Origin of the sequence: Blautia sp. DFI.1.216, assembly GCF_020594215.1 — a bacterium.
In the GTDB taxonomy this organism is placed as follows: Bacteria; Bacillota; Clostridia; order Lachnospirales; family Lachnospiraceae; genus Blautia_A; species Blautia_A wexlerae.
Genome location: NZ_JAJDML010000003.1, coordinates 1 through 23,062 on the forward strand (window position 1 = coordinate 1; position 23,062 = coordinate 23,062).

At 41.7% G+C, this 23,062-nt stretch carries 19 protein-coding genes, 1 tRNA gene and 1 pseudogene; 7 read left to right on the top strand and 14 right to left on the bottom strand.

Translation table 11 applies throughout. From position 1 onward, the window contains the following. The coding region (locus tag LJE11_RS01705; RefSeq protein ID WP_227295404.1) for a transposase at positions 1–709 on the bottom strand (709 nt) is incomplete at its 3' end. 350 nt (positions 710–1,059) lie between these two features. Between LJE11_RS01705 and LJE11_RS01710 the strand changes: the two are divergent. Beyond that, a pseudogene (locus LJE11_RS01710) lies at positions 1,060–1,509 on the top strand (ABC transporter substrate-binding protein); the annotation flags it as partial. Between the two features lie 132 nt (positions 1,510–1,641). Here LJE11_RS01710 and LJE11_RS01715 read toward each other — a convergent pair. The 3 genes from LJE11_RS01715 to LJE11_RS01725 all read right to left on the bottom strand — a co-directional run bounded on the left by LJE11_RS01715 (position 1,642) and on the right by LJE11_RS01725 (position 3,502). Next, positions 1,642–2,670, bottom strand: coding sequence for an Abi family protein (locus LJE11_RS01715; protein WP_227295406.1), 1,029 nt, complete (start codon positions 2,668–2,670; stop codon positions 1,642–1,644). Between the two features lie 168 nt (positions 2,671–2,838). Beyond that, on the bottom strand, positions 2,839–3,300 hold the full coding sequence (locus LJE11_RS01720) for a DUF6773 family protein (RefSeq protein WP_020993481.1): 462 nt from the start codon (positions 3,298–3,300) through the stop codon (positions 2,839–2,841). Beyond that, positions 3,281–3,502, bottom strand: coding sequence for a helix-turn-helix transcriptional regulator (locus tag LJE11_RS01725; RefSeq protein WP_008706078.1), 222 nt, complete (start codon positions 3,500–3,502; stop codon positions 3,281–3,283). Before LJE11_RS01725 ends, LJE11_RS01720 begins: the two co-directional genes overlap by 20 nt. A gap of 224 nt (positions 3,503–3,726) precedes the next feature. Between LJE11_RS01725 and LJE11_RS01730 the strand changes: the two genes are divergently transcribed. The 3 genes from LJE11_RS01730 (at position 3,727) to LJE11_RS01740 (ending at position 7,444) form a co-directional block, all read left to right on the top strand. Then, a complete protein-coding gene (locus tag LJE11_RS01730; RefSeq protein WP_428845678.1) occupies positions 3,727–4,680 on the top strand; it encodes an ABC transporter substrate-binding protein in 954 nt (317 codons plus the stop codon). Positions 4,681–5,098: 418 nt separating this feature from the next. After that, positions 5,099–6,211, top strand: a complete 1,113-nt coding sequence (locus LJE11_RS01735; RefSeq protein ID WP_055059814.1) for an ABC transporter ATP-binding protein — start codon at positions 5,099–5,101, stop codon at positions 6,209–6,211. Positions 6,212–6,355: 144 nt separating this feature from the next. Then, positions 6,356–7,444 (top strand): PucR family transcriptional regulator, encoded by a 1,089-nt coding sequence (locus tag LJE11_RS01740; protein WP_055059813.1) that lies wholly within the window; start codon positions 6,356–6,358, stop codon positions 7,442–7,444. Positions 7,445–7,634: 190 nt separating this feature from the next. Here the strand turns inward: LJE11_RS01740 and LJE11_RS01745 are convergent, their stop codons facing one another. Genes LJE11_RS01745 through modA form a run of 3 tightly spaced genes read right to left on the bottom strand, consistent with a single transcriptional unit; the run spans position 7,635 to position 10,290 of the window. Next, a complete protein-coding gene (locus tag LJE11_RS01745; RefSeq protein WP_227295408.1) occupies positions 7,635–8,693 on the bottom strand; it encodes a sulfate/molybdate ABC transporter ATP-binding protein in 1,059 nt (352 codons plus the stop codon). Next, positions 8,693–9,388 (bottom strand): molybdate ABC transporter permease subunit, encoded by a 696-nt coding sequence (gene modB, locus LJE11_RS01750; protein WP_020993484.1) that lies wholly within the window; start codon positions 9,386–9,388, stop codon positions 8,693–8,695. Before modB ends, LJE11_RS01745 begins: the two co-directional genes overlap by 1 nt. A gap of 2 nt (positions 9,389–9,390) precedes the next feature. Continuing rightward, positions 9,391–10,290, bottom strand: coding sequence for a molybdate ABC transporter substrate-binding protein (modA, locus tag LJE11_RS01755; RefSeq protein WP_020993485.1), 900 nt, complete (start codon positions 10,288–10,290; stop codon positions 9,391–9,393). A gap of 379 nt (positions 10,291–10,669) precedes the next feature. Between modA and LJE11_RS01760 the strand changes: the two genes are divergently transcribed. Both LJE11_RS01760 and LJE11_RS01765 read left to right on the top strand, forming a co-directional pair. After that, positions 10,670–10,882 carry a TOBE domain-containing protein gene (locus tag LJE11_RS01760; RefSeq protein ID WP_008706085.1) on the top strand — a complete coding sequence of 71 codons (213 nt, stop codon included), beginning with the start codon at positions 10,670–10,672 and terminating at the stop codon, positions 10,880–10,882. Continuing rightward, positions 10,875–11,813, top strand: a complete 939-nt coding sequence (locus LJE11_RS01765) for a substrate-binding domain-containing protein (protein ID WP_055059812.1) — start codon at positions 10,875–10,877, stop codon at positions 11,811–11,813. The genes LJE11_RS01760 and LJE11_RS01765 overlap by 8 nt, the downstream gene beginning before the upstream one ends. A gap of 89 nt (positions 11,814–11,902) precedes the next feature. On the opposite strand, the gene LJE11_RS01770 is transcribed toward LJE11_RS01765, so the two are convergent. The 3 genes from LJE11_RS01770 to LJE11_RS01780 form a co-directional block, all read right to left on the bottom strand. Continuing rightward, positions 11,903–12,811: an undecaprenyl-diphosphate phosphatase gene (locus LJE11_RS01770; protein ID WP_055057630.1), complete on the bottom strand. Its 909-nt coding sequence runs from the start codon at positions 12,809–12,811 to the stop codon at positions 11,903–11,905. A 280-nt stretch (positions 12,812–13,091) separates the two neighbouring features. Continuing rightward, a complete protein-coding gene (gene carB, locus LJE11_RS01775; RefSeq protein ID WP_055057581.1) occupies positions 13,092–16,307 on the bottom strand; it encodes a carbamoyl-phosphate synthase large subunit in 3,216 nt (1,071 codons plus the stop codon). After that, positions 16,307–17,383: a carbamoyl phosphate synthase small subunit gene (locus LJE11_RS01780; protein ID WP_022380222.1), complete on the bottom strand. Its 1,077-nt coding sequence runs from the start codon at positions 17,381–17,383 to the stop codon at positions 16,307–16,309. The genes carB and LJE11_RS01780 overlap by 1 nt, the downstream gene beginning before the upstream one ends. Positions 17,384–17,794: 411 nt before the next feature. Here LJE11_RS01780 and LJE11_RS01785 point away from each other — a divergent pair. Continuing rightward, positions 17,795–17,878 (top strand) — tRNA-Leu (locus LJE11_RS01785). A gap of 52 nt (positions 17,879–17,930) precedes the next feature. On the opposite strand, the gene LJE11_RS01790 is transcribed toward LJE11_RS01785, so the two are convergent. From LJE11_RS01790 to clpX, 4 genes are all read right to left on the bottom strand, one after another. Further along, the gene (locus LJE11_RS01790; protein WP_226852738.1) at positions 17,931–19,058 is read right to left on the bottom strand and encodes a fibronectin type III domain-containing protein; all 1,128 of its coding nucleotides are present in this window, start codon (positions 19,056–19,058) and stop codon (positions 17,931–17,933) included. Between the two features lie 155 nt (positions 19,059–19,213). Then, a complete protein-coding gene (locus LJE11_RS01795; RefSeq protein WP_055059809.1) occupies positions 19,214–20,719 on the bottom strand; it encodes a fibronectin type III domain-containing protein in 1,506 nt (501 codons plus the stop codon). A gap of 138 nt (positions 20,720–20,857) precedes the next feature. After that, a complete protein-coding gene (locus LJE11_RS01800; protein ID WP_055059808.1) occupies positions 20,858–21,445 on the bottom strand; it encodes a DUF7575 domain-containing protein in 588 nt (195 codons plus the stop codon). A gap of 55 nt (positions 21,446–21,500) precedes the next feature. After that, positions 21,501–22,919, bottom strand: a complete 1,419-nt coding sequence (clpX, locus tag LJE11_RS01805) for an ATP-dependent Clp protease ATP-binding subunit ClpX (protein ID WP_008706095.1) — start codon at positions 22,917–22,919, stop codon at positions 21,501–21,503. Positions 22,920–23,062: the final 143 nt, after the last annotated feature.

Consider the following 23,062-nt stretch of genomic DNA (forward strand, 5'->3'; position numbering starts at 1 on the left):
CAACCTTTTTCTTCTGTTTCTGATAGTTACGGCTGCCCTTTTCACATCTGGAAAGCTTTCTCTGTTCCCGGGCGAGTTTTTTCTCCGCATTCCGGTAAAACATGGGATATCCGGCCCTTTCACCGGTGGAAAATACACACATTCCATGCATGGCAAAATCAATCCCCAGGAATTTTTCCGCCTGTCTTTTCTCCGCTGTTTGGTTTTCACAGTCGAACAGCAGGCTGGCAAAATATTTCCCCGACGGTTCCCTGCTCACAGTCACCGCTTTCAGTTTCCATCCCTCTGGGATCATACGGTGGAGTTTTATTTTTATCGGCTGCATCTTTGGCAGTTTCAGGAACCTGCCTTGCAGACAGATATTCCCATTTACCATATTTGTTGTATAAGATTTCCGCAAGTGCTTTTTTGATTTATAATGCGGAAAGCCCACTCCCGGTTTCTGGAAAAATTTCCGGAAAGCCCCTTCCAGATTTAACTGTACATTCGCCAGCGCAAGAGAATCTACCTCTTTCAGCCATGGATATTCTTTTTTATATCCGGCCGGCGTATTTTTCAGCATCTTTTTTTCTTCCTGATAATAACGGATCTTATCCGCAAGCATCCGGTTATAAAGAAAACGACTGCAGCCGATTGTCTTCTCTATCTGGGTTATCTGTTCTTTATTGGGATAAATCCTTATTTTTACTGCCCGGTTTATCTTTCTCACCCTGACTTTCTATATACTAATGGATTGTTCCAGCAGGTGCTATATTTCAAAGATTTCTTTTGCTCTCTCTAACATTTTATCGTCCAGCATCTTTCTGCTATATTTCATAACCATGATCGGCTAACAACACAGAATGAGAATTATTATGTACACTCACTTATTGCTTATTTCGACCGTCCAATTTTCAAGAGCATATTGTTCTTTTTTTCTATTATAATATATTTATTGTATCAGAACAAGTGTTTTTGTGATTTTTTATGAATTTGAGCAGACATGCTCGAATGTGCAATTCATCCCATCACCTATAGAGGTGAGGGAATTCTTGCTACGGTTGTTAAAGGAGTATCTGCATGAAAAATAAAAAATGGATCACACTGGCGACAGCAGTCGTTCTGGCGGTGACTGCACTGCCTCTGGGAGTGTTTGCTGCAAAGAAAGATGAGGCGAAGCTTGCAAAAGTTACCTTAAATGAAGTAGCCCATTCCATCTTTTATGCACCGCAGTATGTGGCAATCGAAGAGGGATATTTTAAAGATGAGGGGCTTGATATGACGCTTATAACTGGCTTTGGGGCAGATAAAACTATGACTGCCGTCATATCCGGCGAGGCGGATATCGGATTTATGGGAGCAGAAGCATCTATCTATGCCTATCAGGAAGGAGCTACTGATCCTGTTGTGAATTTTGCGCAGCTTACCCAGCGAGCCGGAAATTTCCTTGTGGCAAGAGAAGAAATGCCGGATTTTAAATGGGAAGATCTGAAGGGCAGGAAAGTCCTTGGCGGCCGCAAAGGTGGCGTACATATATCAATGTAAATTATGAGACGATTGTGATTTTGTGTAATTGGGTGGATGGGTTGAATAGTACGAAGAAATCGCAGAAAATAGAATAGCTTTAAATATAAGTGGAAATATTTTTGCTAATATCTCCACTTATATTTTGCGAAATTTTGTTATTTCTTTCCAGTTACTAGGAAATCCCATATATTCAAAAAGATCATTCAACTTCAAATTTGAATTCTGCTTTTCATATCGGTCAAAAATATGCAATAGTTGCTTTTTAAACAGTAAAAAATCGGTCTTTGGAAGTAGATAACGAAAAGTAATGACTACACTAAACAAGTCATTTTTTCCATATATGTATTTTGAACCGTTTTTAGAAATGCTTAATTTTTCATGTAACAATGTATCTGGAATATCAATATATGTGTGATAGAAAAACAATCTTTCGTTATGAGCACATACATTTCGGTACAGCGTTAATACCTTTAAATATTTTATCATCTCATTTTTCTTGACATCTCCAAAATCCTGACAAATTGCTCCCTGCATATTTTGAGGTAAAAATTCAAACATTTTGGATATCTGACCAAAAGTAAGGGTATTCATAATCACCCATAACGGAATATTATGATATTTGTTACGCTGGTAAACAAGATATTCGTGATCCTTGTTTTTGTTCGCCATCATATCTAGCATTTTGATTAATTTGATAATTCCATTTTTATTTTTGGGAATATTGCCGTAATTATTGGAGTTGAGATATTCTTCTTGACGTTCTCCATGTTTTTTACAGAAGTGATAAGAAATGGACGAACGCATTTTTCTTTCTACGCGACATAAATATTTAAAGAATATTCCACGTAACTCTTCATCAAATTCATAAAGAGCAACTATATCTTCAAAACATGCTTCATTAATGTATTTGCGGGTATGAATATCAATAAAAGGATGTTTGTATCCGCCAATTAATGCATAGTAACTGATATTCTGCAGGGATTCTACCGCAAAATCATCATCTGTAATAACTAGATTTTTTTCATTTTTCAGTTTTTCAACTTGTGCGGTATATGTAATAAACGGTTTGCTCATATGTACCTCGCTGCAAAATGTTCCAGATAAAGAAAAAGGAGAGGGGCCTCGGCACCCTCCCCCGATCGCAGGCTTCTCAAGTTTCTGCAATCTGATCACTAAAGATAATATAACTGATATAACTAAGAAAGTCAATCAGAAATCATCTTTGTTTTAAATTATATTCGGCAAGGACATTTTTATACATTGACCAAGGACCAAGGGGGACGGTGTTTGATGGCTCAAATACAGTCCCCTCTGGCTTTTCCCCAGGTATCATCATTCATCCTCAGAATCATCTTCAAGCTTTTTCAGTCTTTTTTTATAAATTTTAGAAGTAAGCGTTAATGCAAGGAAACATAAAATCTCTATAGAAAAAAACATAATAACTCCAGTTGCAATGGAACCGACGAGTTTGTGATAATTCCGATAAGAAATGATAAACCACAAAATCCCCATAACAACTGCGGCGATGCTACTGGCCATGATATTGTTCTTAAAATTTGGTTTCAGCTTTCTGTCCCAGATTCCGTTTCTTATGCATCCTACTGTAAGATATAAAGCAAGGCACATAAATACGATCCATTCTCCGGAAAGATCCTGTTTGCTGTCATTTCCTATGGCTATCTGGGTCAGTATTACAGCCAGCAATCCCCAGAAAGCCAGCCAGCATCCATTGTGCTCAATCTTCAGAAGTTTCAGTTCCTGTAATTCATCCAGATTACTTTTCGTTTTCTTCATCCTCGTCATCCTCCCAAAATAAATCATCCAGACTCTTATCCAAGATACGGCAGATTCTTCGGCATAGCTTGATTGTTGGATTGTATTCACCCTTTTCGATTGCATTCATAGTCTGCCGCGAAATACCGGCAGCCTCCGCCAATGCCTTCTGCGTCATATCCTTTTGTGCTCGTGCTACTTTGATAGCAATATTCTTTGGCAAGCTTGCTTCACCTCCCTGATGACTATAAGATATCATTTATTTGTATAAAAGTCAATTATATTTTACTTTTAGAAATATATAAATGAATTATCAAGAAAAAATGCACCATTTTTGAGTTGAGGGAATATCCTAACAGCAGAAGTCTCAAAAGGAGTATCTGCATGAAAAATAAAAAATGGATTTCACTAGCGGCAGCAGTTATTCTGGCGGTGACTGCGCTGCCGATGACAGCTTTTGCTGCAGAGAAGGATGGGGGAGAGGAAAAACTTACGAAAGTTACGTTGAATGAAGTCGCACACTCAATCTTCTATGCGCCACAGTATGTGGCAATCGAAGAGGGATATTTTTCGGAAGAAGGTCTGGATCTGACATTGATAACTGGATTCGGTGCGGATAAAGTTCTGACTGCTCTGATTTCCGGTGAGGCAGATATCGGATTTATGGGAGCAGAAGCATCTATCTATGCCTATCAGGAAGGAGCTACTGATCCTGTTGTGAATTTTGCGCAGCTTACCCAGCGAGCCGGAAATTTCCTTGTGGCAAGAGAAGAAATGCCGGATTTTAAATGGGAAGATCTGAAGGGCAGGAAAGTTCTTGGCGGCCGCAAAGGTGGCATGCCGGAAATGGTATTTGAGTATATCCTGAAAAAGAATGGTCTTGACCCTGAGAAAGATCTGTCTATTGACCAGAGCATTGACTTCGGCGCTACTGCTGCTGCCTTTACCGGAGATGATTCAGCCGATTTCACCGTAGAATTTGAGCCGTCTGCTACTGCTCTTGAAAAGCAAGGTGCCGGGTATGTTGTGGCATCCCTGGGCGTTGACTCCGGCTACGTACCATACACCTCCTACAGTGCCAGAACCAGCTATATGGAAAAAAATCCTGATATCATGCAAAAATTTACTGATGCTCTGCAAAAAGGTATGGATTTTGTCCAGAGCCACACTCCTGAAGAAATTGCAGAAATCATCGAGCCTCAGTTCCCTGAAACAGATCTGGATACCATCACAGCCATCGTAAAACGTTATTACGATCAGGATACCTGGAAAGAAAATCTGGTGTTCGGGCAGGATGGATTTGAACTGCTGCAGGATATCCTGGAAGACGCAGGAGAACTGAAGGAACGTACACCGTATGCAGAACTGGTCAACACAGAATTTGCGCAAAATGCTTCCTGATGATTTGCTTTCTCTGATCCACCTGTAATTTTAGCCCGATATCCGTATTCTCCCATCCGTTCCTTCATATTGTCAGAGATTTTTGACTTGATTCAGTCAAACCATAATCTTGTATACACTTTGTGTAACAGGTGGTAAAAAGAACTATGTTTACCAGGACTGCTATAGTTCCAATTTTGAAAAACGCAGACAGAATTTCGTCATTTTGTCCTGCGTTTTTCTCATGCCTTTTGACAGTTTGACGGAATCCCCGAATACTGATTCCGGCTTTTCGTCAGAATGACAAGAAACGAAAAAAATCTTTGTACGATTCTTCCCTAGCCATCCCCCCTCCTTTTCGCTATACTGTCTACAGATGAAAAAAACGAGTAATCAATCAGCAAAAACAATATGAAATAATTTTGGAGGAATAATAATCATGGCAAGCTTATCATTACAGCACATTAACAAAACTTACCCAAATGGTTTCCAGGCAGTTAAAGATTTCAATCTGGAGATCGAAGATAAAGAATTCATCATTTTCGTAGGACCTTCAGGATGTGGTAAATCTACTACACTTCGTATGATTGCCGGTCTGGAAGAAATTTCCGGCGGTACATTAAAGATTGGTGACAAAGTTATGAACGATGTAGAGCCTAAAGACCGTGATATCGCAATGGTATTCCAGAACTACGCTCTGTATCCTCATATGACAGTATATGATAACATGGCATTCGGACTTAAACTTCGTAAAGTTCCGAAAGACCAGATTGATAAAGCAGTTCGTGAAGCTGCAAGAATCCTTGACCTTGAGAAACTTCTTGATCGTAAACCGAAGGCTCTTTCCGGTGGTCAGAGACAGCGTGTTGCTATGGGACGTGCTATCGTACGTAATCCTAAGGTATTCCTTATGGATGAGCCTCTTTCCAACCTGGATGCTAAACTTCGTGTACAGATGCGTATCGAGATTTCCAAGATCCACCAGAGACTGGGTGCTACAATCATCTATGTAACACATGACCAGACAGAGGCTATGACTCTTGGTACCAGAATCGTTGTTATGAAAGACGGTGTTGTTCAGCAGGTAGATACACCTCAGAACCTGTATCAGAAACCAGGCAACTTATTCGTTGCAGGATTCATGGGATCTCCGCAGATGAACTTCCTTGACGCTGTTATCTCCGAAAAAGGCGGCAACCTTATCGCTAAAGTTGGCGATCATGAACTGGCTATCCCGGCTGCTAAAGCAAAAGCTCTTAAAGATGGCGGCTATGTAGGTAAAACAGTTGTTCTCGGTATCCGTCCGGAAGATATCCATGATTCCCAGATGTTCATCGAAGCTTCTCCAAGCGCACCGATGACATCCGTAGTTAAAGTTTACGAGCTTCTCGGAGCTGAAGTATTCTTATACTTCGACGTAAACGGAACTCAGGTTACAGCACGAGTTGATCCTCGTACAACAGCTAAGACCGGTGATCCGATCAAATTCGCATTCGATATGGAAAAATCTCATTTCTTTGATAAAGAAACAGAACTTACAATCTGCAACTAATTTTCAGGAATCTTTAATAAACCCGGGGAGTTTTCCCCGGGTTTTTATGTTATAATATAGAATTGGCTGCCTGATTACTTCGATCAGACAATTTGCAAGGATTGCTATAAGCTGATTCATACCCCAAAAGAAAGGATTGACCTAATGAAAATACAACAGATTTTACAGAAATGCCTGACAGACTGGAAGAATATCAGCCAGATTGATTTCTGTCTGCTGGATTCTGATAACCATATCTTTCTCTCTACCTGCGATAAAAAACTTCCTGCAGAATCAAAACTGGAAGAATTTCGCCAAAGCAGTGCCCTGTGTGTTTCCAATACAAGCTGCTGCCTGTATAAGATCATGGAGAACCATTCCATCTCCTATATTCTGATCGTATGGGGAAAAGCAGAAAGTACTGCTACCATCGGAGAGCTGGCCGTATGCCAGGTACAGAGTCTCCTGGCTGCCTATGCAGAGAAAAGCGACAAGAATACCTTTATGCAGAATCTTCTCCTTGGTAGTTATTCCGATGTAGATGCCTTTAACCGCGCCAAGAAACTGCACATTGCAACTTCTGTTCAGCGTGCCGTATTTCTTGTGGAAACCAAACAGACCAAGGATGAGAACGCTCTCGCTACGATCCGGAATATTTTCTCTGCCCGTACCAGAGATTTCATCACAGCTATTGATGATACAGGGATTATCATCATCAGAGAATTACAGTCTACAGAAACTTATGAGGATCTGGAATCAATTGCATATATGCTTGTAGATATGTTAAATACAGAAGCAATGACTTCCGCATGGGTTGCATACAGTAATCTGGCAGAGGATATTTCCAGGCTTCCAGACGCATACAAGGAAGCACATACAGCCCTTGAAGTAGGCAAGATTTTCTACGCAGATAAAAATGTATTCGGATATAACCAGCTTGGAATCGGCAGACTGATCTACCAGCTTCCTGTTTCCATATGTGAAATGTTTATCGACGAGATCTTCAAAGAGGAAACTCTGGATTCTATTGACGAAGAAACCCTGATCACCATCCGTACCTTCTTTGAAAATAACCTGAATCTCTCCGAGACCTCCAGACAGCTTTATGTACACAGAAATACTCTGGTGTACCGCTTTGAGAAGCTGCAGAGAAAATTCGGACTGGATATCCGTGCATTTGAGGATGCATTAACATTTAAACTGGCGATGATGGTTGTGGACTACATAAAATATTCTAAAAATCATCCGTCATAGATTTCTCAGACAATTTGATAACATCCATCTGCGTGATCAAACCGGCAGACTCTTACAGCTACGTGGCTACGCGATTCTACACCGAATAACTGGCTCCGCAGGGACTTACTTGATTCGGTTAAAAAAGCGTTATATCTTCACCAGAAATCTCTGTTGAAAATACAACGCTTTTTATTATTTCTTATATATTCTATTTCGCTTCTTTCAGCAGCATCAGATGCTCTTCCGGAAAATGAATATATTTCGGAACTTTTGCATGCGGATCTTCCTCAAAATTTCCTTTGGGGCACATCCACCAGACCGGCTGACAGTCTCCACCTTTCTTGTTCTTCAGTAAATACTGATGTTCAAAGGTCGTTTCAATATATTCCATAACTTCCACTTCCATGTGGTTCTCTCCGCCTTCAGATGCACCTTTCATCCAGTGACCGCGGATTCCCACATGCGTAACATCATCCGGCACCACATCTTTGGTCTGCAGCATCAAATCCCAGTCCACTGCATAAATACTGTGTTTTCCCATTTTCTGTACAGTTGAGAAATTTTTACACCCTGTCAGTTTGGCTGCCTGCAGAATACCGGGTCGTTCAAAGAGTTTCTTGGTTTCTCCTGTAGTAAGTGCCTGACCGCTGTCCAGAATTGTCAGATGTCCGCAGAACTTGTAAGCCTCATCGCGGCTGTGAGTGACCAGAATCATATCACCTGTGTACTCATTAAGAAAGTTCTGCATATCACGCTGCATGATATCTTTCAGATATCCATCCAGTGCTGAGAACGGTTCATCCAGAAGGATGACTTCCGGTTCTCCGATCATCATTCGTGCCAGTGCGACACGCTGCTGCTGACCTCCGGAAAGCTGTCCCGGATAACGTTTCTCCAGCCCGTTAAGCTGATAGCGCTCTATGTAATCTGCCACTTTTGCCTTAAGATGTTTCTTATCTCCTCTGTATCCGCATGCGATATTCTTCTCTACAGTCATGGTAGGAAAAAGTGCATAGTTCTGAAAAAGATAGCCGACCTTCCTCTCCTGCGGTTTAAGATTGATTTTCTTTTCTGAATCAAAAAGAACTTTATCATTTACAACAATTCTTCCTGAGTCCGGTGTCTGGATTCCTGCAATACAGCGCAGAGTCATACTTTTTCCGCTTCCGGATGCTCCAAGGATCCCCATTGGAGAACCATCACTCTCCAGCTTTACTTTCAGAGTGAAGCCATGAAGTTTCTTCTCAATATCCACACTGACTGCCATTACATCCACCTGCCCATCTTCATTCCCTTACCGGAAACGATATTGATCGCCGCAACGATCACAAATGAAATGATCAAGATCACAACTACCCAGAAACCGGCCATGCCATAATTTCCTGCCGCAGTCTCCGAAGCAATGGCAACGGAAACGGTTCTGGTCTTGCCAAGAATGTTTCCTGCGAGCATGGATGTAGCACCGTATTCTCCGATTGCTCTGGCAAAGGCAAGGACTGTACCGGATGCGATTCCGGGTCCTGCTGTCGGCATGACAACTGTCCAGAAGATTCTTCTGTCACTCATGCCAAGTGTCTTGCCTGCTGCGATTAAATTCACATCCACCTGTTCAAATGCAGCGCGTGCATTTCGGTACATCAGTGGAAACGCAATTACAGATGCTGCGATCACGCAGCCCTTCCAGGTCTGTACGATCTTAATATCAAAATTATCCAGCAGAAATGCCCCGAACGGACGTCTCAGACTGAACAGCAAAAGCAGAATGAAACCGGCCACTGTCGGGGGAAGTACCAGAGGCATGGTCAGAATACCATCCAGTATGCCTCTGGAAAAAGGTTTCATCTTCATTACCAGTCTCGCAAAGAATATTCCCAGAAAGAACGCGATCACAGTCGCTGTGAAACCTGTTTTCAATGAAATCCACAAGGGACTCCAGTTTATTTCTGCCAGAAATTCACTCATTCTTATTTAGCTTCCTCTGTTGTCTCTGTCTCAGCATTTGTTTCTGTGTCATCTGCTTCTTCTGTTGCTTCTGCATCTTTATCATCTGTTTCGGAAGCATCATCTGCTTTGTATGCTGTGAATCCGTATTTCTCGAATACTTTCATAGCGTCGTCAGATTTGATGTACTCAAGGAATGCTTCTGTAGCTGCTGTATCATCTTCAGATGCCTCTTTGTCTTCGATAAGGCCTACCGGATAGAGAACAGGTGTCTTCAGTGCATCTGCCGGAGCTTCTGCGATAACGTCTACTTTATCTGCAACGGAAGCTGCATCTGTAGCATAAACGATACCGATCTCATTACTTCCTTCACTTACTGCAGCAAGAACTTCAGATACATTTTTACCTTCATTGATTTCCATCTTATTTACTTCATCTGTAATTCCAAGATTGTCGAAAATTTCTCTGGAATACTGTCCAACAGGAACGCTGTCACCTGCAAGTGCGATGTTGGCCGCATCTGTGATGTTCTCGAATCCTGTAACTTTTGTTTCTCCATCCTTAGGTTTGATCAGAACGACTTTGTTCTCAAGGATATCTTCTACCGTATCTTTCTTAGCCAGATCTTCGTCTACCAGAGCGTCCATCTGCTTGTCAGCTGCTGAGAAGAAGATATCGCAGCGTGCGCCTTCTTCGATCTGTGTCTGTAATGTGCCTGAGCTGTCTGCATTGTAGAGGATTTCAACATCAGGATATGTCTCATTGAAGTCTTTCTGGATTTCTTCCATTGCATTGCTTAAGCTTGCTGCGATGAATGTGTTGACTTCACCTTTTAAGTCTGTACCCGCTGCGAAAACTCCTGTGCTGAACATTCCTGCACTCAGTACTCCTGCCATCATTGCTGCAATTAATTTCTTTCTCATATTTTTACCGCCTTTCATTTAGTTTCGTTTTGTTTTATTCAGTTTTGTTTCCTTTTGTATCTATTGTACAAAACTTTTGTATTCTTGTCAATTTTATTTGTATATGTTATCATGTAAATGATAAAAGGTCGAAAGCCTTATTTTTACTGCCATAAACAACTTTCCGGCCTTTGATCGGGTATCAGATAAATCGTTACTGTTCACTCCGTTCTCAGTAACGCAGCCAAAATTCATTCCAGATTGCCTGTGGCAATGGAATTTTGGCTTGTATGTCTCGGGATTTTGGCATATCCATGCCAAAACACCTCGCGGGATAGTGGAGTGTGAACAGTAACGATAAATCTATAGAAAAAAAATAATAAACAGTGAGGTAATTATCATGAAATTAAGTGCACGCAATCAGTTAAAAGGGAAAGTAGTAAGTATCAATAACGGAGCTGTAAACTCCATCGTTTCTATTGATATCGGCGGTGGAAACATTATCACAGCAACCATCTCCTGTGCAGCAGTTGAAGAATTAAACCTGAAAGTAGGTTCTGATGCTTATGCAGTGATCAAGGCTACTAATGTCATGGTAGGTATTGATGAATAAACTTTACACAGCTCAGGAGGTCGCAGACCGTCTAAAGATCAAAAAGACAACGGTCTATGAACTTATCAAGCGCGGTGAGCTGGAATCTTCCAAAATCGGAAAACAACTCAGGGTCAGCGAAGATCAGTTGACACAGTATCTTAACAGAAGCAGTTCCGGCAATTCCGAAAGCGGGCAGGATATTCCATACACTTCTGTTAATTTTGAACCTGAGAGCTCTCTGCTGAAGAGAGATTATCTGCTTCATTCCAGTGGTATCATTTTAGGCGGCCAGACTTCTGCCGCCCTGGAGCTTCTTCTCGGCAAAATGTCCGCTCATCCTGATGGCCTTCCTGTCCTGCAGTCTCATATGAATGACTATAACGGACTTTATTCCCTGTATTTCGAAAAGGCACATATCGCTGCTACCAGTCTGGATATAGATGATATCCGTCACCTGGTTCCCGGAATCCCGCTGATACTTCTTTCTTTATATAAATACTCTGTCGGCTTCTATGTACAGGCCGGAAATCCTGAAAAGATTTCTTCTGTGGAGAACCTGACGGATCCGAAAGTTGTTTTTATGAATCGTGAAAAGGGAAGTGCCCGCAGGGTTTATCTGGACCGTCTGTTAAAAGAACGGGGAATCTCTTCTGAAAAAATCAGCGGATACAGAAATGAAGCTGTCTCTGATATGTCATCTGCATCTGCTGTTTTTGAGCACAGAGCGAATGTTGCTTTTGGAGAAGAAATGATCGCACGTTACTTTCCGGGACTTGATTTCGTCCCTGTGACTGATATGCAGATGTATCTGGCAATTCCTGCGGAATCTGTGAGAAAGCCGGGGTTCTCTGTTCTTGTGGAAATTGTACAGTCTGAAGATTTCAAAGCTGAGATTCATCATCTGACAGGTTATGATACCTCTTATACCGGCGAAATGATCTGTATATAAGAAACCTGTAACATAATAAAAAGCCCTGCTGTCCGGGATATACGCTTATGACGTACATGCCGCTTATACAGCAGGGCTTTTCTTATACATTATTTACAACCAAGAAGTGTTTTTCCGATAAAGTATCCAAGCACCAGAATACCAAGTGCGATTCTGTACCATCCGAATGCCTTAAAGTCATGTTTCTTTATGTATCCCATCAGGAATTTGATCGCGATAATGGAAACTACAAATGCCACTACCATTCCCACGATCAGGATCATCACCTCTGTTCCTGTGAAAGAAAAACCGAATTTCAGGATTTTCAGAAGACTGGCTCCGAACATGACCGGGATTCCCAGGAAAAAGGTAAATTCTGCTGCTACTGTACGGGAGGTTCCTGCAAGAATACCTCCGATAATGGTGGAACCTGAACGGGATGTACCCGGAACTACGGAGAGTACCTGGAACAGACCGATGATGAATGCAGTCTTAAATGACAGATTTTCCAGATTTGTACAGGTTGGTCTTCTTCTCTTGTTATAATTCTCAATGACAATGAAGAGGATACCATATACAATCAGTGCAATGGCAACTACTACATAGTTATTAAATTTCTCTTCAATGACATCATTAAACGGAAGCGCGATAACAATCGTCGGTATACAGGCTACTATAATTTTAAACCAGAGTACCCATTTCTCTTTATCACAGAACTTCTCCACAAAAGTAAGAATTCCTCTGGATACTGCACCATGCCTGTTAAGCACTGCCTGCTGTTTCTTTGAAATTGGTCTGATATAAAACGGCCACAATTTGTTCCAGTAGAGAACTACAACCGCGAGGATCGCGCCAAGCTGAATCACTACGAAAAACAGATTCTTAAAATCCTCTGTCACATTCAGTTTCAGGAACTCATCCACCAGGATCATATGTCCGGTACTGCTGATCGGGAGCCATTCTGTGATTCCCTCTACGATCCCAAGGAAAATGACCTTTAACAGTTCAATAAAATCCATAATCTTTCCCTTCCTGTTTTCTTTTTTGTTGTTATTCTTATTTACAACGATTTTCAACCGGATCAGACAGGTTTCTGCCAGATAATAAGTAATGCAAAAGACCCACATATATCTATCTGACTCACTGTAAATACTCATATGATTATATTACACACCATGCCACTGATACAACTGTAATCTGTATTTTTCCTGCTGATTCTATAAGATAAAAACAGCCGCCTTTTCTCCGACAGAGAAAATTACGGCTGCTTTTCATCATTTCATATTATTTATCAGTTCTTTATCTTCTTGCAATCGTAGCAATATCAATAAGAGATAAATTGTTCAGGTCTGTATTCTCAAGGCTGGTTGCCAGTGCTTCTGCTGTATCCAGAGAAGTAAGGACATTGACACCTGTCTCGATGGCGTTACGTCTGATGACGAAACCATCTTTCTGATGCTCTACACCCTGTGGTGGAGTATCGATGACAACGTCGATCTTATGACCAAGGATAAGATCCATAAGGTTCGGTGCAGGCTGCTCCAGCTTATTTGTACGGATAACTTTGATTCCGTTTTCTTTGAGGACTTTTGCAGTTCCCAGTGTAGCATAGATTCTGTATCCAAGTGCTTCGAATCTTCTTGCGATCGGGATGATATCCTGTTTGTCTTCGTCTTTAACAGTGATGATCATGTTTTTATGTTTCGGAAGACGGATACCTGCTCCGATAAATGCTTTGTAAAGCGCTTCATTGAATGTCTCAGCAATACCAAGGCACTCACCTGTTGACTTCATTTCCGGTCCAAGACTGATATCAGCACCGCGGATCTTCTCAAATGAGAAGACAGGCATCTTGATCGCATAGTGTTTTGCTTCCGGCTGAAGTCCCGGTTCATAGCCCATGTCTTTCAGCTTGTATCCAAGGATTACCTTCGTTGCAAGAGGAACGATCGGAATTCCTGTTACCTTGCTGATGTACGGTACAGTACGGCTGGAACGAGGATTAACCTCGATCACATATACATCATCTCCAAGAACAATGAACTGGATGTTGATCATACCGATAACATGCAGTGCTCTTGCAAGACGTCTGGTGTATTCTGCAATTGTCTCTTTTGCTTTCTCGCTGATGGTCTTAGCCGGGTATACGGAAATACTGTCACCGGAGTGGATTCCGGCACGCTCGATATGTTCCATAATACCAGGAATCAGGATATCCTCGCCATCGCATACAGCATCTACTTCGATTTCCTTACCCATCAGGTATTTATCAACAAGGATCGGGTGCTCCTGTGCGATCTGGTTGATCACACCGATATACTCTTCTACGTCCTCATCGCTTACAGCGATTCTCATGCCCTGACCACCAAGTACATAGGAAGGACGAACCAGAACAGGATAACCCAGCTCATTTGCTGCTTTCTTAGCTTCCTCAGCAGTAAATACTGTCTGTCCCTTTGGTCTCGGGATCTCGCATTTTTCAAGAATCTCATCAAAGAGCTCACGGTCCTCTGCTGCATCTACGTTCTCCGCAGATGTTCCGAGAATCTTAACGCCCATCTTTGTCAGTGCTTCTGTTAATTTGATAGCTGTCTGACCACCGAACTGTACAACTGCTCCGTCCGGTTTCTCGATATTTACTACATTCTCAACATCTTCCGGTGTCAAAGGCTCGAAATACAGTTTATCTGCAATATCAAAGTCTGTACTAACTGTTTCCGGGTTGTTGTTGATGATGATGGTTTCATAGCCTTCTTTTGCAAATGCCCATGTACAGTGTACGGAACAGAAGTCGAACTCAATACCCTGGCCGATACGGATCGGACCGGAACCAAGTACCAGGATTTTCTTTTTATCCGGTGTTGCTACTGCTTCATTCTCTGTGCCTTCATCGCCGTATACAGAATAGTAATATGGTGTTGCTGCCGCAAACTCTGCAGCACAGGTATCAACCATCTTATATGCCGCTTTAATCTGATATTCTTCACGAAGAGCTTTAATCTCTTCTTCTGTCTTGCCTGTTAGACGTGCAACGATGTAGTCCGGGAATTCCATGCGTTTTGCTTCAAGGAGAAGCTCTTTTGTGAGCTTTCTGGTCTTAAGAGCATTTTCCATGCCTACAAGGATTGCAATCTTATCGATGAACCAGATATCAATCTTTGTGATGTCGTGAAGCATGGACTGTGGCATACCACGACGGATTGCTTCTGCAATCTTCCAGATTCTGCGGTCATCTACGATTTCCAGCTCTGCAAGGAGTTCCTCGTCTGTAAGCTGTGTGAAATCATAGGACATCAGGCTGTCTACGTGCTGTTCAAGAGAACGGATGGCTTTCATCAGGGCACCTTCGAAGTTATGGCAGATACTCATAACCTCACCTGTTGCCTTCATCTGAGTAGTAAGGGTTCTCTTTGCAGTAATAAATTTATCAAATGGAAGTCTCGGAATCTTAACTACGCAGTAGTCAAGCATTGGCTCGAAACTTGCATATGTTTTTCCTGTGATCGCATTCGGAATCTCATCCAGTGTGTAACCCAGGGCAATCTTTGCTGCAACCTTTGCGATCGGGTAACCTGTTGCCTTACTTGCAAGTGCAGAGGAACGGCTTACACGCGGGTTTACCTCGATTACACAGTATTCAAAGCTGTCCGGTTTCAGAGCGTACTGAACGTTACATCCACCTGTGATTCCAAGTTCTGTGATGATGTTCAGGGCTGAAGTACGGAGCATCTGATATTCTTTATCTCCCAGTGTCTGAGATGGAGCAACTACGATAGAGTCACCTGTGTGGACACCAACCGGATCAATGTTCTCCATGTTGCAGACTGTGATGCAGTTTCCTGCACTGTCACGCATTACTTCATATTCAATCTCTTTCCATCCTGCGATGCAGCGCTCTACCAGAACTTCACCTACACGTGAAAGACGAAGACCATTCTCCAGGATTTCACGAAGTTCATATTCATTATGAGCGATACCGCCGCCGCTTCCACCGAGTGTGTAAGCAGGACGGAGAACTACCGGATAACCAATGATGTTTGTAAATGCAAGACCATCTTCTACTGTTGTAACAACCTTGGATGCTGCGATCGGCTCACCGATCTTCTCCATGGTATCTTTAAATTCCTGACGGTCCTCCGCTTTCTTGATTGTCTGGGCAGTTGTACCGATCAGTCTTATATTGTGTTCTTTGAGGAAACCTTTCTCATCCAGCTCCATGGCAAGGTTTAATCCCGCCTGGCCGCCCAGTGTAGGAAGGACGCTGTCCGGTTTCTCTTTCAGGATAAGCTGTTCTACTACTTCTACTGTCAGAGGCTCGATATAAACTCTGTCAGCGATATCTTTATCTGTCATGATGGTTGCAGGGTTGGAGTTAAGAAGAACAACCTCAATGCCTTCTTCTTTCAGGGAACGGCATGCCTGTGTTCCTGCATAGTCAAACTCTGCTGCCTGGCCGATGATAATCGGGCCGGAACCAATTACAAGTACTTTTTTAATGTCTTTATTTCTTGGCATTATTTATTTCCTCCCATCATATCCATAAATCTGTCAAACAGGTAACTGGAATCCTGCGGTCCCGGGCATGCTTCAGGATGGAACTGTACAGTAAAGATATTCTTTCCTTCGTATGCCATACCTTCGTTTGTGCCGTCATTGACGTTAACGAATGCAGGTTTTGCAATGTTTTTCTCTTCAAGTCCCTCAGCATCTACTACATAACCATGGTTCTGGGAAGAAATGTAAACACGTCCTGTTGCAAGGTCTTTGACCGGATGATTTCCGCCTCTGTGTCCGTATTTCATCTTATGAGTATCTCCACCTGTTGCAAGAGCCATAAGCTGATGTCCAAGACAGATTGCAAAGATCGGAACTTCAGAATCATATAATTTTTTTATTTCCTTTATAATAGAAGTACATTCCTTTGGATCTCCAGGGCCGTTACTTAACATAATGCCATCCGGATTTGCCTCCAGAATCTCTTCCGCAGGTGTCAGTGCCGGATAAATTGTAACCTCACATCCTCTTTCATTCAGGGAACGTGCAATGTTTCTCTTTGCTCCCAGGTCAAGAAGTGCTACTTTCGGACCGTCGCCTTTTAAAATCTCTTTCTCGCGGCATGTTACCTTCTCTACTACCTTACCTGTTGTATATGCTTTTAACTGGGGGATAATTGTATCTAAATCATAATTTTCATTGACGGTGATCATACCGTTCATGGTACCTTTCTCACGAAGGATCTTCGTTAAGGCTCTGGTATCAATTCCGGCAATACCTGGAATATCATGCTTTGTTAAGAAATGCTGAATCGTGTCCACGCTTCTGAAATTACTTGGGACACGGGATAATTCGCGGACAATAAAGCCGTCCACCCATGGCTTTGATGACTCCTGGTCATCATAACAAATTCCGTAATTCCCAATGAGGGGATAAGTCATACATACTGCCTGTCCTGCATAGGAAGGGTCGGTCATTACTTCCAGATAACCGGTCATGGAAGTATTAAAGACGATTTCGCTGATAACGTCTCTCGTTGAACCAATGCTTGTACCTTTGAACACATGGCCATCTTCTAATATCAGAAATGCTTTCATACAATCTCCCTTTCTTATCTTTATATTGTGTCTATCACTTATTTTTTCCTAAATCTTCAAGATTGTATCACAGCAAAGTGCTTTTTTCAACCTTATAAGGTACTAAAAATAATTAAGTTGATATTAAAAACTTTTTTGTAATTTCAGGCAGATCCAATCACATGCATTCACTGCTTTCTCACATCCAAATACCTCTATAAAATTTAAATCATCCTCTTCTCTGTGCAACTCTACACCGGATAACTGCTCCGCAGTTTATCAGAAGAAGCTTACACTTCTACGTAACAAATTGTGCGTTTTGATGATACTGTAAAAAAAATTAAAAAAATTTCAAAAAAGCTATTGACTTTTATCCATACATCGGTTATTATAAATGAGCAGTCGCGAGAGAGCGATTGATAAATAAGAAATGCAGAAGTGGCGGAATTGGCAGACGCGCAGGCTTCAGGTGCCTGTGGTAGCAATATCGTGTGGGTTCAAGTCCCATCTTCTGCATTATTTTTTTACTCAAAAAAGGAAACTGATACAGTTTCCTTTTTTTCTGTTCTTATGACACAAAAGACATCAGATAACGGTAAATCTTCCATGTGGTTTCATTATCGTAATGAGTTCCGTCTGTTGTCTTATATCCCTGCTTTTTCAGATAAGAATAAAGATCTGCATATTTCGCACCGGCAACTTCTTTTTTCATTCTGGCATTGAAATCTTCGATTTCCTCATTTGTTACATAAGGATCTTTGGTTACCTGTCCCACTGCCACAATATAGGCATCCGCTCCCTGCGCTTTCCATTTTGGAATCTCCTCATTCAGCAGACTGATATAATTTGAAATATTGTATACATCATTAACACCAAGCCAGACAAAAATATCTTCATTTCCTTTCATCTGCTCCTGCAAGGTCTTCAGGGCAGTATCTCTAAGCCATTTATACCCCATTCCAACCTCACATATCCATGTGATGTTATCGTTCTCCACAACATCTTTCATCATATCTGTTCTGGAATCTCCGATCATAATAGTCTTTCGCATTACCGCCTCTGCCGGATCACTCAGTTCAGAATATACAACATTTCCCTGATTTCGTACATATGCCCGTATTCTGTAATAATAAGTCTTTCCTGAAACAGCACCTGTATCTGCATAACTGAATGTTGTATTGCCGGAAACTATATTGATTCTTTTATATCCTCTGTCCTCGGATTCTGACCGGAATATCTGATATCCTTCTGCAGTTTTGATTTTTTTCCATTTGATCAGGGTTCCGCTTTCTTCTCTCACTCTTATCCGGGTGATCACAGGTTTTCCGGGAGCTGTTTTTATCTCCAGTGCTTTCGATGATGGGCTGTACAGAGTTTTGTTTCCCTGTTTCAGATAAGAACGTATCTTATAAGTGTAGAGCTTATCTTCAGAACCTGTCAGTGTAAAACTGGTAATGTTCCTGTTCTTGATCCTTTCCACGCATTTGTATTTTCCGTAGGCTTTATAATACAGAAAAATCTGATAGCCGGAGGCCTTCTTTACTTTATTCCAGTTCAGAGTCACTCTGTTTCCGGCTGCTGTTCCGGACAATACCGGTGTTTCCGGTTTTGCAGATGCTGCGGATGCCGATACTGTTCCAAACAGCATTACCGCTATCAACCAAAATAAAAAGAAACTCTTTCTGATATATTTCACATGACATTCCTCCCATCTATAACAATTCATCTATAGCAATACCGGACTGTCCACAGTATTTTACGGAATTGCCATAATCAAAGAGCCGGCTCTGTAAAAGATATCTGCTCTCACATCGCCGGCTTGATTTTATACTGTTCTCAATTATTTTTGTATTATTTGACTTTCACGCTCTTCACTGCGCTGTAACCTGTATATACCTTTGCAGATCCTACCATCTTATATGCGCGTGCTCTGAAATAATAAGTTTTACCACTTGTCAGTTTTGTCTTATTTGCGGTCAGCTTTGTAGTTCCTTTTACAACCGTACCCTTCTGGGATTTCTTGGATGATCCACAGTAAACATCATATCCGTCTGCACCTGCAACAGCCTTCCAGCTTACGGTTGCCACACCTTTTTTGGTGGACTTCACAGAGATTGCCGGCTTTGTACCTGTTGCTGTAGCTTTCACTTCTGCGGAATTTGACCAGGATCTGAGGTTCTTATTGGCATCTTTTACCTGTACAGTTGCTGTAACTCTGTATGTGTAGACTGTTCCTGTAGAAATCACATTATCTGTGTAATCTTCTCCGAACTCTGCGTCAGCCAGATCACCATTATCCCATGTTTTAACAGTTTCATATGCACCGTTGCCTGTTTTCTTCTCCAGTTTGTAAGAAGCATCATCTGTACTGGAACCAACGTTTACCACGATCTGATCCCATGTTGCAGATGTGATGGATGCAGTTGCCTTCAGCATTTTGACCTTGGATGAAACCTTTGCATCACAGCTGAACTGCTGAGGTACGGCAATCCATTCCGGTGTAAAGTCAATAGAAGGTGTCTTACTCAGTGAGTTTCCGTCAAGGTATAAGGAAACTACCTGAGATCCTTCCTTGCTGTTTTCCAGTTTCAGATTTGTGATCTTATTGTTTCTAAGATCAAGGATTCCCTGAAATCCGGCACAGTTAAATGAAGTGATGGCATTATTGGAGGCATTGACTTCTGAAAGACTCTTTACATAATCAGTATCTCCGATGTTCAGTCCTGCATTTGCCTGTGTGGTAAATTTATTGGAGCTTGCATCTACGAAATCCAGATTCTTCAGATATTTCTTGGAAGGCATTACTACCTTTGTCAGTTTATTGCTTCCATACTTCACTACACGAAGATTTGTGCATTTGCTGAGATCCAGAGTTCCTGCAAGACTGTTATTACTCAGATTCAGATATGCAACTTTTGTATTCTTTGTAATATTTACAGAAGTAAGTTTGTTATTTGCCGCAAACAGATCTGTCGCATAGGTAAAACGTTCAATACCTTTCAGGTTGGAAATTCCAAGTCCTGAAACATCAATCGTCTTGGCTGCTTTGATCTCTGCCGCTGAAAGTTTCTTATCCTTGTCTGTATCAATATTGTCTAAAACATACTGGCGGAACTTTGCATCCGGGAAGTTCGCTGAACTGACTGCTACTGCTGATGATGCTTCAGCAGCATCGGACTGAAATTCAGATCCGTCCTCTACCTCCGGAGCTTCCTCTTCTGCTGAGCCAACAGACTGTTCTTCTACTGTTGATGTATCATCACTAAAATCAGCAGCCTGAACGCTGATACCAGAAGTCATCATAGCTGCACTGATCATTCCTGCGACTAATAACTGATTTAATTTTCTGTTTTTCATCTTTCCCTCTCCTGTTCGTAATTTTCATACCTTTTGATACGATATAAAATTATCATATTCCATATCAATTTGCAACATATTTTTAATTATACTGTAATTATCTGGTAAATCTGTAAAAATAATTTACCCTGCAGTTACTTACTTCTCTTCCATTGTTTCTTTTTCCACTGGTGTTTCTTCCACCGGCTGTTCCTGTGCTGGTTCTGTTTCTGCTGTTTTCTCTGTCTCTGGTTCTTCCGGCTGTAATTCTTCTGCCGGTGTTTCTTCCGGCTCATTACTCCCATCTTCATCTTCATCTGAAGATACAGTGTCATTTTCCACATTCTTCGCCGGTTCCGGAGTCGGGCATGACGTTCCGCAATACGGACAGAAACTTACATTAATATCTACCTCCCGCTCGCAGGACGGGCAGATTTTCTCTCCTTTCAGGTTCGCAGCATTATCCTTATACTCCCTGATTTTCAGATAATGCTGATCAATCTCCTGACATAAAGCACTTAACTCACTATCAATTCCATCACCCTGAGAATGTCGTCTGTAAACAATATCACCGATATCAACTTTGATTTTCTCAATAATGCGCTCTTCTCCTGTGATTTTACTTCTTATCTTCTGTGCCTCGATCGTCTGCTCTGCGCGGGCACCTAATTCTCTTGTTGTCTTTCCCAGTTCCTTCGTTGTTTTTGAAAATGTCTTAACTAATCCATCAAAAAAATCTGTTCCCATAATATTTACTCCCTTCCATTATTGTCCTCATAATGCAAGAACAAAACTATTTTAATTAATGACTACCCTCCAGCAGGATCGGCTCCTGTCCGCGAAGAAGGATCTTCGGACCACCGTTTCCTTCTATGTATTCTCTTGTGATCACAACCTCTCCTATGCTGTCATCTTTCGGAATCTCATACATGATATCCAGCATATACTCTTCCAGTATCGCGCGAAGTGCCCTGGCACCTGTATCTCTCTCCAGTGCTTTCGCAGCAATTGCATGAAGCGCCCCGTCTTCAAATTCCAGTTTCACTTCATCCAGTGCAAGAAGTTTCTGATACTGTTTAAGAATCGCATTCTTCGGCTCCTGCAGGATCTTCACAAGCATATCCTCATTCAATCCGTCCAGAGTAAAGATGATCGGAAGTCGTCCGATAAATTCCGGAATCATTCCAAAACTGCGGATATCCTCCACTGTTACTTTCTGAAGCAGATGAGGATCATTATCATATTTATCCTTCAGGTCTGCATAAAAACCGATAGATGCCTGCTTGTTCAGCCTTTCTTTAATGATATTCTCCAGATCAGGAAAAGCACCGCCACAGATAAACAGAATATTACGTGTATTAACAGTTACAAGCGGTACCATTGCGTTTTTGCTGTTTGCACCTACAGGAACTTCCACCTCACTTCCCTCAAGAAGCTTCAGCATTCCCTGCTGCACTGCCTCACCACTGACATCTCTCTGGTTGGTGTTCTTCTTCTTGGCAATCTTATCAATCTCATCAATGAAAATAATACCATGCTCGGCACGCTCCACATCATTATCTGCCGCCGCCAGAAGTTTGGAAACAACGCTCTCTATATCATCGCCAATATAACCGGCTTCTGTAAGAGAAGTGGCATCTGCAATTGCAAGCGGCACATCCAGAAGTTTCGCCAGGGTTTTAACCAGATAGGTTTTACCGCATCCGGTTGGTCCGATCATCAGCATATTAGATTTCTCAATTTCAATCTCATCCATTGTATCTGTTGCCACACGTTTATAGTGATTGTAAACCGCTACAGACATTACTTTCTTGGCTTTCTCCTGACCGATCACATACTGGTCAAGGGTTTCTTTGATCTTATGGGGAGCAGGAATATTTTTCAGATCCAGAACCGGTTTTTCCTGTTTCTTTTTCTTTTTTTCTTTCTTTGGCTGCTGCACCGGATTCTGGAAGCTGCCCAGATCGATCATGCTCACATTCGGCATATTCAACAGGTCAGAATAATTGAACTTACCCTCATTAAACTGCTGATTCATAGAATTAAAGCTCTTCTGCATACAATCCGTGCAGACATGTATGTTATTGGGAAGTTCGATCATCGGACCGGCCTTGCTCTCAGGTCTGCGGCAGAGAAAACAGAATTTTTCGGATTTGTTTCTCTTTTTCTCTGTATCTTCGCTGCTGTCTATTATTTCATCATCATTATAGTTCTCGCTCATAATGACTCCTTTCTATATCCTCTTATTCGTAACAGTACAGTGCTCCTGCAGGATAGCAGGCTGCTGGATCATTACGCTTATTTAACTGAATTATATCATACAATTCCCTTATAACAAAATGAAAGTTTTATAAACACAAAAAG